The organism is Bacillus sanguinis (assembly GCF_018332475.1).
Lineage (GTDB): Bacteria > Bacillota > Bacilli > Bacillales > Bacillaceae_G > Bacillus_A > Bacillus_A sanguinis.
The window spans coordinates 1-12,254 of the sequence record NZ_BOQB01000015.1 but is presented as its reverse complement, the minus strand read 5'-3'; the positions used below and the strand labels follow the sequence as shown (position 1 = coordinate 12,254).

At 34.6% G+C, this 12,254-nt stretch carries 14 protein-coding genes and 1 pseudogene; 8 read left to right on the top strand and 7 right to left on the bottom strand.

Annotated features, from left to right (window positions below; translation table 11 throughout):
* Positions 1-20 precede the first annotated feature (20 nt).
* Positions 21-392, bottom strand: coding sequence for a hypothetical protein (locus tag KI369_RS02135; protein WP_212954923.1), 372 nt, complete (start codon positions 390-392; stop codon positions 21-23).
* Between the two features lie 486 nt (positions 393-878).
* Here KI369_RS02135 and KI369_RS02130 point away from each other — a divergent pair, with 486 nt between their 5' ends.
* Positions 879-1,874 carry a hypothetical protein gene (locus tag KI369_RS02130; protein ID WP_212954922.1) on the top strand — a complete coding sequence of 332 codons (996 nt, stop codon included), beginning with the start codon at positions 879-881 and terminating at the stop codon, positions 1,872-1,874.
* Positions 1,875-2,101: 227 nt separating this feature from the next.
* Here the strand turns inward: KI369_RS02130 and KI369_RS02125 are convergent, their stop codons facing one another.
* Positions 2,102-2,212, bottom strand: coding sequence for a YjcZ family sporulation protein (locus tag KI369_RS02125; protein ID WP_000505679.1), 111 nt, complete (start codon positions 2,210-2,212; stop codon positions 2,102-2,104).
* A 142-nt stretch (positions 2,213-2,354) separates the two neighbouring features.
* Entirely contained in the window at positions 2,355-2,621 is a 267-nt protein-coding gene (locus KI369_RS02120; protein WP_088356409.1) for a YmzC family protein, read from the bottom strand.
* 432 nt (positions 2,622-3,053) lie between these two features.
* Here KI369_RS02120 and KI369_RS02115 point away from each other — a divergent pair, with 432 nt between their 5' ends.
* The 3 genes and pseudogenes from KI369_RS02115 (at position 3,054) to KI369_RS02105 (ending at position 4,482) form a co-directional block, all read left to right on the top strand.
* Complete coding sequence (locus KI369_RS02115; RefSeq protein ID WP_212954921.1) at positions 3,054-3,512, top strand: MarR family winged helix-turn-helix transcriptional regulator; 459 nt, start codon at positions 3,054-3,056, stop codon at positions 3,510-3,512.
* A pseudogene (gene pssA / locus KI369_RS02110) lies at positions 3,505-4,088 on the top strand (CDP-diacylglycerol--serine O-phosphatidyltransferase). Before KI369_RS02115 ends, pssA begins: the two are co-directional and overlap by 8 nt.
* A gap of 22 nt (positions 4,089-4,110) precedes the next feature.
* Positions 4,111-4,482 (top strand): ATP synthase subunit I, encoded by a 372-nt coding sequence (locus KI369_RS02105; RefSeq protein WP_212954920.1) that lies wholly within the window; start codon positions 4,111-4,113, stop codon positions 4,480-4,482.
* A gap of 41 nt (positions 4,483-4,523) precedes the next feature.
* Here the strand turns inward: KI369_RS02105 and KI369_RS02100 are convergent, their stop codons facing one another.
* Entirely contained in the window at positions 4,524-4,964 is a 441-nt protein-coding gene (locus KI369_RS02100) for a hypothetical protein (RefSeq protein WP_212954919.1), read from the bottom strand.
* 443 nt (positions 4,965-5,407) lie between these two features.
* Here KI369_RS02100 and KI369_RS02095 point away from each other — a divergent pair, with 443 nt between their 5' ends.
* The 3 genes from KI369_RS02095 to KI369_RS02085 all read left to right on the top strand — a co-directional run bounded on the left by KI369_RS02095 (position 5,408) and on the right by KI369_RS02085 (position 7,595).
* Positions 5,408-6,043 (top strand): VanZ family protein, encoded by a 636-nt coding sequence (locus KI369_RS02095; protein ID WP_212954918.1) that lies wholly within the window; start codon positions 5,408-5,410, stop codon positions 6,041-6,043.
* Positions 6,044-6,155: 112 nt separating this feature from the next.
* Positions 6,156-6,791, top strand: a complete 636-nt coding sequence (locus KI369_RS02090; protein WP_212954917.1) for a hypothetical protein — start codon at positions 6,156-6,158, stop codon at positions 6,789-6,791.
* Positions 6,792-6,941: 150 nt separating this feature from the next.
* Entirely contained in the window at positions 6,942-7,595 is a 654-nt protein-coding gene (locus KI369_RS02085) for a DUF2306 domain-containing protein (RefSeq protein ID WP_212954916.1), read from the top strand.
* A gap of 92 nt (positions 7,596-7,687) precedes the next feature.
* Here the strand turns inward: KI369_RS02085 and dhaQ are convergent, their stop codons facing one another.
* Positions 7,688-8,686 (bottom strand): DhaKLM operon coactivator DhaQ, encoded by a 999-nt coding sequence (dhaQ, locus tag KI369_RS02080; RefSeq protein ID WP_212954915.1) that lies wholly within the window; start codon positions 8,684-8,686, stop codon positions 7,688-7,690.
* 19 nt (positions 8,687-8,705) lie between these two features.
* On the bottom strand, positions 8,706-9,272 hold the full coding sequence (gene dhaS / locus KI369_RS02075) for a dihydroxyacetone kinase transcriptional activator DhaS (RefSeq protein ID WP_000204220.1): 567 nt from the start codon (positions 9,270-9,272) through the stop codon (positions 8,706-8,708).
* A 178-nt stretch (positions 9,273-9,450) separates the two neighbouring features.
* On the opposite strand from dhaS, the gene dhaK reads away from it, so the two are divergent.
* On the top strand, positions 9,451-11,202 hold the full coding sequence (gene dhaK / locus KI369_RS02070) for a dihydroxyacetone kinase subunit DhaK (protein WP_212954914.1): 1,752 nt from the start codon (positions 9,451-9,453) through the stop codon (positions 11,200-11,202).
* A gap of 74 nt (positions 11,203-11,276) precedes the next feature.
* Here the strand turns inward: dhaK and KI369_RS02065 are convergent, their stop codons facing one another.
* Positions 11,277-11,918 carry an FMN-dependent NADH-azoreductase gene (locus tag KI369_RS02065; protein ID WP_212954913.1) on the bottom strand — a complete coding sequence of 214 codons (642 nt, stop codon included), beginning with the start codon at positions 11,916-11,918 and terminating at the stop codon, positions 11,277-11,279.
* Positions 11,919-12,254: the final 336 nt, after the last annotated feature.

Sequence of the window (12,254 nt, the reverse complement as noted above, 5' to 3'; positions counted from 1 at the left end):
TGTGTTTTTTTATAGTAATATTAGTTAACTAAGAGCAGGACAAAACCTATCAAAAATCCATAAAGTATACTCATAAAGCATATCATGATGCCAAGAATAATAGGGAATAAAAATACGGATATTTTTCTATATTTAAAATAAATGAAAAAGAGAATGGCACTACTCGTCCAAAATATCCAGCTATATTTTATCTCTTTAAAAACTATATATTCTAAAAAAGCGCCAAGAATTATTAATGGACTCAATTGTAGCGCTCTTCCTACTAAAAATACCCCGGCAGATACTAAATCGAATATAAAATCGAAATCACTATGAGGTCTTGTTGATCCACAGTGTACACAAATTTCAGCGTTTACTGATATGGGTTTTCCACAGTCAATACATTCTTGCATTATTAAATCATCCTATCATTATATTTAAATACAACTTATTATAAACCACCACAGCAAAAAAATGAACGAAAAACTTCTGTAATATAATTTATAAGTTGATTAATTATTTCATAAGCAACTTTCAAGATGGTAATTCTCAGTACCATCTTGTTCTTGAACAAATGTTGTAAGCGTATGTAGCTTTAGCAAAGCAGAGGGTAGCACCACATGACCATCAAGCCAAGATTTTGAAACACCTCTAAAACGCCCCTCTTTTTACAATTATTCATAAGATCAGCACATTTCTTGCGTTTTGGTGAACAATCAATCGTTTAAGTTGATGGCGATGTGATGCTACCCTTAACTGTAACTGCTAAGTAATTTTCTAATAAATTATATTACAAAAGTTTTTTGGTTTATTTTTCCACTATAGTAGTTTATAATGAAGTGTACTTTTAATATATGTTATATATCAATAAAAAAATAAATAAGGAGCGTTACAAACTTATGAAAAAAGCTTTATGGATCCCATTATTGGTCATCTTAGTTTTAGCACTAGGATTCGGAGTTAATTACTTCTTAGGAAGTGGGAAAGTGAATACTATTATTGAGAGAGCAGATTCCTCAATGGAAAAAGAAGATTATAAGAAGGCTAATGATTTATATGCAGAAGCTAGTGAGTTAAAACAAGATAAGAAAACAGATGATTTAAAAACTTTGTCTAAAGAGATGAATCGTTTAAATGATATGAAAAAAACAGAAACACCAAAGGTTACACTAGAGCAAATTGATAAAGTAAAAAAGCTACCTAAACATCAATTTGAAAAACAAATTACAAAATCTTTATTAAGTGTTGAAAAAGAGACAGAAGAACTGCAATCCCAATTGCAAGAAAACGAAAAGAATATGAAGTTGGTTGAAGAGATTCTTAAAAATAAAGAATTAAGTAATGTTGATGAAGTAACGAAAGATGGTCTTATGAAGTTCACTATTTATCATCCATTAATTAAAGATCAAGAAAAAAAGTGGTCAGAATTAGTTACAAAGGCTAAAGAAGAAGCAAAATCTTTTGTAAAAGACCAAGAAGAGAAAAAGAAGTTAGCTGAACAGAAAAAACGAGAAGAACAAAAGGAAAGAGAAGAGCAACAGAAGCAAATTGTTGAAAAACAAAAACAAGAAGAACAAAAACAAGAACAGCAAAAACAAGAACAACAACAAAAACCAGAGCCAGTGAAAAAAGAAGTTTCTAATGTGGAAGAGAAAAGTAATAAAGAAAATGTGAATAATGAAGCTACTACTCTAAAAGTACCTAATTTCCAAGCTGGATTGTCTATTGTAAATTCATTCTTAAAAGCTCAAGGTCATCCTGGAACTGCGGTATATGTAGAAGAATTTGAAACTGAAGATCAATACGGATATAAAGTAACAGATTGGTCTAAGCATGAAACAGTTTTCTATGGAGTAAATAAGAAAACTGGTGCTTTACAAAAGTTAGATATGTAGACATAAAAAAAGAAAGTGTTTTTTCTCACTTTCTTTTTTTATGTGTAGAATTTTTAAAATGAAAAAATAGATGAAGTAGCCGAGTAAAATAAGAAGTCAGGTCATAAAGACATATCTTTTTTAGGGGGAGTACCAACAAGTCGCTTAGCTTGGTAAATCCGTCTTTTCATCATTTTACTTCATAAAGAAAAGACACCCATATAAGAGTGTCTTTTCCGATAGTTTGTTTAGCAGAAGCAAGCAGCTCCAACGATGATTAATAAAATGAATAACACAACTAATAAAGCAAATCCTCCAGCAAAACCGCAGCCTCCGCCGCAACTACCACCAAATCCCATAATAGTTCCTCCTTTAATAAGAGGGGAAAACAAAGGGTCACTCGTGTTTTTTAACGGATTCCATGTACTTTATGTTTTGAAGTATAAACATGAGCAGGTCCTTTTGAAAATAAAAAAGACACCTTGAGGTGCCTTTATGTAATTAATATTCGTCAGCATGAAATTCTTTGATGAGTGAAATATCGTTTGTATCAGGGTTAAACTTAAATATCTTAATTTGACCAAAATCATCTTTATATGCAAATGTATTCTCAGCGATTTGGGTCATATTGCTAATATTTGGGGTAGAACTGCTGCCATGATCATTGATTTCTACAACTCTTTCCCGATCCCAAAATGCAATGACAATGATCAAGATAATAAGGCATACACGTATGAACCGCAGTTCTCTTGCTACAGGATGCTCCATATGATAGTCTCCTTTTCATTTGATAGATTTTGTGTATAAAAGAGATATTTTCTGTGAGAATATAAATAAAAAAGACACTTGAAAGTGTCTTTTTTACTTAATTTATGCGCATTGCTTAATAAGACGCTAGTTCCTCAATCGGAATATGAGTAACTATGTAGGGTAATTTTATTATAACATTTTAACCAGTAATGGGTCTATATGGAATTTTTGTAATGGTTATGTTTGTTTATTCGAAATGATAGATGTACCGTGCACATCGGAATTTGATCAATGAAAAGCAGTGGAAAAGCAAAGGGCATATTTTATTCCGTGTTATAGGAATGTATAGAGCTAGATTCCCCTTTACACAAACAAAACTGTATACTATAGTTAAGTTAAGTGAACTTAACTATTAAATGAAACAAAATATCAGCATGGAGGAAGAGTGCTATGACTAGAACGTATAAAGAAATAATTAATGAAATGAACCGAGCCTATAATGAATTCTACATTTTACTATTTCAGGAGTTGAAAGATGAGTACGGTCTTACAGGGCAGCAAGAGAGTATGCTATTTCATATTCATTTAAATGAAAACACGACAGCAAATCACATTGCGACTACTTTTAATATATCGAAAAGCGCTGTGAGCCAAGTTTTATCGAAATTGGAAAAGCAGAAGATGATTTCAAAACAAGTAAATCCTAATAATAAAAGGGAGTATTTCCTTACACTTGGTCCAAGCGGTAGTAAGTATATGGAGCAATTGTCTGAGTTAGATGATGTATTAATTGAGAAGTATTTTTCAAAAATCGATATCGGTGCTTTAGAACAAATGACGGATACGCTAAAGAAAATAAATAAAGTGATATTGGAAGAAAAACAGAAGGACCTTGATTGTAATGAGTAAGAACTTAGATGAGGTAATAAGTAGAAAGGAGGAGAAGCGTGTGATGAGTTACATACCAAATATGATGACGATAGCGAATTTTATTTGTGGAGTATTGGCCATTTATTCTGTTTTCTTTCACGATATGTTCGGTGCAGTTATGTTCATTATTACAGGTATGGTATTTGATTTGTTTGATGCATGGTCGCTCGGAAACTCGGTTCTGTTTCAGAAATTGGCGGAGAGTTAGACTCCTTTGCGGATTTAGTTACCTTCGGTGTGGCACCGTCTATTCTTGCCTATAGTGTCGCTTTAAAAGATTTGCAATCTATCGGGATGATATGTGCGCTCGCTTATAGTATTTGCGGAATGCTTCGGCTTGCGAGATTTAACACGCAGCAAAGTAAACTCCCGACCTTTATCGGCATGCCCATTCCATTCGCGGCAATGTGTCTTCTTATTTTATGCTTTTTAAATAATCCAGTTTCCGTGGCGTTTGGTACATGCATACTCGCGTATTTAATGGTGAGTAAAATCAAATTCCCTCATTTTAAAAAAGATATATCTGAAAGCTTGAAGTCCGAAAGATGGGACTAACGAGAAAGGTAAGGAGTATAACATGATTCGTATAGCATTAAGATCATTCAATATACAAATATATTGTTTGCTAGGCGTGATGTTACTGGGATGGCTTGTGACACCTTTTCGAGCCCAGTTTGTAGGGATAAGCATTGGTCTTTTAGTTAGTATGTACTGCGCCTGGATTTTAGGAAGGCGTATTGAAAAGTTCGGAGACAGTATTGTAAAAAAAGAAAAAGCACCGATGCTCGGAATGATGAATCGGTTCGCAGCCGCCATACTCGGTGCGATTATTATGTATGAAATTGAACACCGTGAGTACATGTGGACATTTGCTGCTGGAATTATGGGTGGGTATTTCTTAGTTATTATTAATTTGGGGTATTACAGTATGAGGGATGAGAAGGGATAAATATGAGAAAGTTAAGGGATTGCCATATGGCAATCCCTTAATTAATCTAGTTCCTTAATAGTTTCTTTAGCAACGTCATTAGAAGCATCCAACTCTAAAATTTTATTGCAAATTTCAATAGCCTTTTTATCAGAAATTAATTTATCTGGTACTGAATGGAGAAAGAGTAATTGTAATAAACTACCCACATTTTCTTCTTTTGTTAAATCCACGGATCTTTTAGCATGATACAAAGCAGAATGATATGCGCCTTCTATATGACATAAGGGATTTACTAGTAAATCAAATGCAAGGTCATGTAACTCACTTAATTCTTTTTTCGTTAATAAATAATTTATAAAACTATAGTTAGTAATACTACTATTTTCATAAGTAACATATAGCATTTCTTCTGAGAATTCCTCAAAGCTGTTGCTTTTAAATAATTTTTCAGCTTCTTCAAAATTAAATGCAGTGATAAGATTTTCTAGCTTCTTTAACATTATGTATTCACCCACGCATCGCGAATTCTTATTTTATCCCGCTTTAATGGGCAGTAAGACCCCCACCTCAAAATTCAGCGAAAGCAAAGAAATTAGGTGGGGGATCAACTGCCCATAAAAGTCCGATTGGTGAAGGCTAATAATCAGTGGGGGATGAAGAAAACCCCCACTGATTAAAGTTTCACTTTATCAAGTACCCTTTCATTCATGCTTCCTGTTGTCCTCTTGTCAGAATAAGTATATCTGGTTGAGTCAGACTTTAACTTATATATACTGTATGGATGAAAATACTACAAGGGTTGCATGTGAAGATTTAAGAAAAATTTTATATTTACCCTACTCTTTATTTTAAAAGTTTTTCCTATCATATAAACAAGTTACATCAAGAAGGATACTAAAAACGACAAAAATATAGATGGAAATGTAAAGTTAGGGGATTCTACATGCATACAGGAGTTTTGATTAGTTATTTGTATACGTATTTTTTTACGATTATTTTTTGTATTGTATTTCAAATCGGATTTTATTTTAAAGCGAAAAGAACTATATCTATCTGGCATTTTCTATGGGTGTATGTTTTTCTATTCTACCTTTCACTAGTGTATAGGGTGACGCAGATCGCGACTGTATGGGATATAAGTAGATATGAAACGTGGATTCGTGTAAATCAAATCAATTTGACTCTATTTGATACGGCGGGTAGTACTACGTATCTTTTGAATATTGTACTGTTTATGCCGTTCGGTTTTTTATTGCCGACTATTTGGCCGCAGTTTAGAAAAATGAAAAACACCGTATGTGCAGGATTCTTTTTTTCATTGGCAATTGAGTTAAATCAATTACTAAATAATAGAATTACAGATATTGATGATTTATTTACGAACACCCTCGGGGCGATTATTGGGTATTTATTATATAGAGCTTTTAAAATGATATGTAAAAGAGAGGGGGAAAAGCTTGATACCAGCTCTTCTCTAGTTATAAAATATGAAGCTGTTTTTTGTTTGGTTTGTTCATTTGTAGGGGCGATGTTAATTTATTATCCAGCTTTGTTTGGAAGACCTGTAATTCTCCAATGAGATGTGTGATCTCGTTTATAAAATGATTCTCGTTCTCCACACCCAAACACAGTAAAATGTGAATGACGCATTCTCTTTTTCTAACTTAATTACATGATAGGCAGGTGTAAATGTGTTGCATGTTCAATTATCTCAATACGTACTAAAAGAGTCTAAACCAACTCTTCATACAGATGAAAAACGAGTGTATATGTTAAAAGATGAAGGGTTATCACCGTATCCTATTTATTTAAATCACCCTATTATAATAGGAGTGGGAACGAATTGGAATCAGCATACAGGATTTGAAGAAATCATTAAAGGATGTATAGGTATAATTAATAAATTTCCTATGTATATGTTATTTGAAACTTATTTGCGCGGTGACGTTATTGAAGCTTTTTTAGAAGAGAATACATTTCAGTTTGAGCTAGTTTTTACTAATAAGAAAAGGGATACGAACTTTTTTAAAGTATCTATTACCAATAGTGATGATGTAACTACACTTATGAAATATTTCTTCCAATCAGCACAAGATTCGCTCTATACGTTATTAAGCTATTCAGCAGACTGTAAGATTATCGGTGATAGTACTGGTGAGATTGAAATAAAAGCGGACAGTTTCTATCCAAGCTTTTCATTTATGTATGATGCGCAAGAATTATTTATTATTGGTGGGGAAGAAAAATGGTCTGATATCCATTATATAAAAAGATTTTTCCATCTTGAGCAGATTACAGATGAGCTAACTATTGATTTAAGAAAATGAGAGACGAGAAGGAATAAATGAGTAAACCCTCAAGTATAGAACGATATACTCGAGGGTTTTTATGTATGAAGAAGGATTTTCTATTTTTCCCAAGAATGAACAGTAACGTATAATCTAATTTCCGTGAATGTAATAGGGAGGCAGTAAAATTTGAACAGGAAAATTTGGTTTGTATTTACTTGTTTTGCTTTTTTAGTAGCTAGTTATATTGTTGTCCAATATTTTATTATGGATGGATTTCAAACAGGGCTTGTAAAAGCGAAGCTTATGTTTGGATCTAAATTAAGTGAGTTCTGGTATATGATGCTCTTTATACATATTACAACTAGTATAGTAGCATTAGTAATTGGTCCGTTTACATTATCCACTAAATTTAGAGAAAGGAATATCAACCGTCATAGAATAGTTGGGAGAATCTATCTGGTTGGTATATTATTAGGCGGCGTTTCTGGACTATACCTATCTTTTTATGCTACGGGAGGATTGGTGGCGAAGCTAGGTTTCGGTTTGTTATCCGTATTTTGGCTAACATCAGCATATCAAGCGTTACATAGAGTTAAGAATAAAAAGATTAAAGACCATCGGAATTGGATGATTAGAAATTATGCTTTAACCTTTGCGGCAGTTACATTAAGAATTTGGCTACCGCTGTTTATCGTTCTATTTGGAATAGAGCGGTTTGAACTTAGTTACGCGGTTATTGCTTGGTTAGCGTGGGTACCAAATTTAATTGTTGCAGAATTATTCATAAGAAAAAGGCTTAATAAAGGAAAATACGAAGGAAATGAGGATTTACATTTTTAATGTGAATTTGCTGTAATATTGAGGGCAGAAATTTTTTAATAGCTGAATTACGTACAAAAATAGGATGGCCCATTGAAGCCATCCTATTTGTATTACCAACTAGCAGTTTCCGTATTTTCTTTCAACCACTTCACCCAATCCAAATCCTCTACCTTAAGCAAACTAAGCGAAACGCCCTTCATATCTAAAGAAGTTAACAGTGTACCGACTTTTACAAATGTAATATGTAAGCCTTCCAGCTCACATAAACGGCGAATGTCATTTGCAAAAATGTATTGTTCCATTAATGGTGTAGCACCGAGTCCGTTAATGAGAATAGCGAAGTTGTCACCTTTTCTCCAGCGGTAAATGCTTTTTAGTTTGTTCATTAGTTCGATCGCTAATATTTCAGAAGAGGATAGTGCCTCTTTACGGTAACCTTTTTCGCCGTGGATACCAACGCCGTAAAAGACTTCATCGTCGTTTAATGAAAATGAAGCTTTTTCCTGCATTGGATTATTGGCAGGTGAAAGAGCGACTCCTAATGTGTGTAAGTTTTCAGTGATAGAACGGCCAAGTGCAGTCAGTTCTTCTAAAGAATGACCTGCAAGAGCCGCCGCACCAAGTATTTTTTGAACGAAAACAGTGCCAGCGACGCCGCGCCTTCTTTTATTAAAAGAAGCATCATCTTCAATTGAAACGTCGTCATTTACGATGATATGGTCAATTTGTCGTCCTTCTTCTTTGGCAATTTGCTTCGCCGCTAAAAAGTTCGCTACATCATCTTTAAAGTTTTTAACGATGAATAGAATACTTTTATCTTTTGGCATGTGGCGAGTAGCCGCAATAATTTGTTCCACTGTAGGCGGAGTGAAGATGCTTCCGTTTACTGCTGCTGTGAGCATGCCTTTTCCTACATAACCGATATCAGCAGGTTCATGTCCGCTACCACCGCCGCTTATAATAGCGACGTTTTGTTTCAGTTTTTCGATATCTTTTACATAAATGATGTTATGTGTTTCGTCGTAATTTACTTTGTCATTATGTTCAAAATAAAATCCATGCAGCATATCTTGAACGATATGTTGTACATCATTCATAATCTTTTTCATTGCTTTTGCCACCCTTTAATTACTTTGCTGATTGTTCCAGTAATAGTAGTAATTGATTGTTTATCATATTTTTCATGAGAGAAGACATAATGGACGGATCTACTTCGCATTTGCTTTCAATCCAATCTTTTATCGTTCCAACGAAGCCGTGACTATAAAAAGAGGCAATCGTATTTTTTGTCTCATCAGAAAGGCTGAATCCACAGCTCACAGATAATTCATCAATAATCTTCATATATAAGTTTTTCGTATGCTCAAATAAATAGTGATTAAACGAGTTTTGCTCAATGACTTTAAAAGCATTTCGGTAAAATTTTTGATTTTCATAAAAGTAGTCAAATAATAAATCAAAAATGTTTTCCCACGTTTCATAGTCGAGAAAGTCGATAATGTTTTCTTTCGTTTCTTCTCTATAAATCCAGCTTAATAGTTCAAATTTATCTTTAAAATGATAATAGAAAGTTTGCCTACGCATTTGACAGTGTAACATAATATCGCTCACTGATATTTTATGAAATGACTCTGTTTCCATTAAATATTTCAATGAGTTCGCGATTATCTTTTTAGAAATTATAGAAGAGGTCATCTGAATCATCCCTAGAATGTTAGTAATATGAAAATCCTATCTATAAATGAGAGCGGTGTCTTTAGACAGATTGTCCATTTTGTCCGTTTACTATAAAACGCTTTCATTTTAACATGAGTAGTAAGAAGAAGATTTCAAATATATCACAATATATTAAAGGAATTGAGGGAGAACTACAATGAAAAAGATTATAAACAAACCAGAAACATTAGTAATGGAAATGTGCAACGGAATGGTTATGGCTCATCCAGAGCTTGAGCTTTTGAAAAAATATAAAGTTATTAAGAAGAAAGAAATGAACGAAAACAAAGTAACGTTAATTAGTGGCGGTGGTAGTGGTCATGAGCCAGCGCATGCAGGATTAGTCGGAAAAGGAATGTTAGATGCGGCAGTGTGCGGAGATGTGTTTGCATCTCCTTCGCAAATTCAGGTATATCAAGCGATTAAAGAGACAGCTAGTAAAAAAGGTACGTTATTAATTATTAAAAATTATAGCGGCGATATTATGAATTTCAAAAATGGTGCGCATTTAGCGACAGAAGATGGAATTGAAGTCGACTACGTAAAAGTAGATGATGATATTGCGGTAGAGGATAGTTTGTACACAGTAGGGCGCCGCGGCGTTGCGGGCGTTATTTTAGTTCATAAAATTGCCGGCGCAGCAGCGGAAGCAGGTATGGATTTAGGAGCGGTGAAAGCTGTAGCGGAAAAAGCAGCTGCTAACGTGCGCACAATCGGTTTAGCGTTAACGTCTTGTACAGTTCCAGCGAGCGGATCACCTACTTTCACACTTGCGGAAGATGAAATGGAATACGGCGTAGGTATTCACGGCGAACCAGGAATTAAGCGTGAAAAAACGATGTCAGCAGATGAACTAGCGAACCGTATGACAAACGATCTTGTAAAAGATTTAGGAGTAAAAGATGGCGAAGAAATTGCGCTTCTAGTTAACGGTTTTGGCGGAACACCACTGCAAGAGCTTTACTTATTTAACAACGCAGTGACGCGAGAACTAGCTGCTAGAAACATTAAAATTAATAGAGTATTCGTCGGCAACTATATGACAAGTATCGATATGGCTGGTATGTCTTTAACAGTAATGAAATTAGATGAAGAGCTAAAAACATTACTATCAAAAGAATGCAATACACCAGCGTTTAAAGTAGATGGACCAGTTGAAAGTGTAGAGTACGTGAATGTGCTTGAAGAGACAGAAGAGAAGGAAGTTTCCTTTGAAATAGAAACAGCGGAAGAGCACGCTGTTATTAAAAATAATGTTATCACATTAAACAACATGATTTATCTCGTTGATAAAATGAGCGATATTATTATTAAAAATGAAGTACCGTTCTGTGAGTTAGACACACATGCAGGTGACGGCGATTTCGGAATGAGTGTGGCAAAAGGATTTAAGCAACTAAAACGTGAGTGGCATTCTATCGTAGAACAAGAAAACGTAACGATCGGATCATTCCTTGACGGTTGTTCTATGATTATTATGGAACATTGCGGCGGCGCATCTGGTCCAATTTGGGGCGGTGCATTCCGCGCAGCTAGTAAAGCAGCAGGCGAGAAGCGTGAGTTAACAGTGAAAGAATTCGCTGAAATGTTACAAGCAGCGCTTCAAGGCATACAATCTATCGGTGAAAGATCATTCGGCAGAGGAGCGGTAGTTGGTGATAAAACACTTGTTGACGCACTTGCTCCATGTGTAGACTCTTGGTTAGCTAGCGCTTCAAACGAAGAAGATATGAAAACTGCCTTTGAAAAAGGTGCAGAAGCAGCAGTTAAAGGCGCAGAGTACACGAAAGAAATCGTAGCTCGCATGGGCCGCGCAGGTACAGTTGGTGAAAGAAGCTTAGGCTATCCAGATGCAGGTGCACATGCACTTGGGGTTATCTTTACGGAGATTGCGGGTAGTTTGAAATAGGAATGAGAAGAACCCCTCTGCCTTATGGTGGAGGGGATATTTATTTATACCCATCATGCTTCCAGTGAAAAAATTTATTTATTAGCCAATCTAGAAGCAGCCTCTTCAACTTCTCTATATGCATTTTGTAATACTTCATTTGCATCTAGTACTGCTGTTCCTTGTGCACGAACGATTTGATAATCTTCAATACCAAGGAAATTAAACATGGCTTTTAAATATTTATGAGAGTATTCCACGTCTGTATACCAATCATCATTTGTATAGATTCCTCCACTTGTTTGTATAACAAGCATTCTTCTTCCATCTTTAAGTAATCCGACTGATCCAGTTTCAGTATATTTAAATGTTTCACGTGCGATCATGATATTGTCCATGTAATCTTTTAACTTTGATGGAATATTAAAGTTGTGCAAAGGTAATACGATAACATACGTATTTGCACTTTTAAATTGTTGTAAAATCTCGGACATACGCTCCGTTACTTTTTGTTCTTCGCCAGTTAACTTTTGTCCAGTTCCTTGTTTGTCCCATGCACTTAAAACAGTTTTATCTATCATTGGTACTATATCATCGTATAAATTAATCTGTTCAATCTTTTCATTATTAGGAATTAATTCCGTATAAGATTCTAAAAAATGGTTAAAAACCTTAATGCTGACTGATGATGTATCATCCACTTTCGGATGTGCGTTTATGATAAGTGTTTTGTTCATTTGTATTTCCCCTTTTTAAAAGTTTTTACGTTTTAATTGTCGACCAAGTTAATCGTCGATTAACTTGGTCTTTAATATAAACGCTGAAATTATTTTTGTCAAATGAAATACATACTATTCTAAACGAGCCTTTTTTTATCCCGCTTTAATGGGCAGTAAGACCTCCACCTCAAAATTCAGCGAAAGCAAAGAAGTTAGGTGGGGGATCAACTGCCCATAAAAGTCCGATTGGTTCAACTAATAATCAGTGGGGGATGAAGACAACCCCCACTGATTAAAGTTTCACTTTATTTGACTAAAATTCTAAATGGTCCTAAGATACAATTTGATTACCGT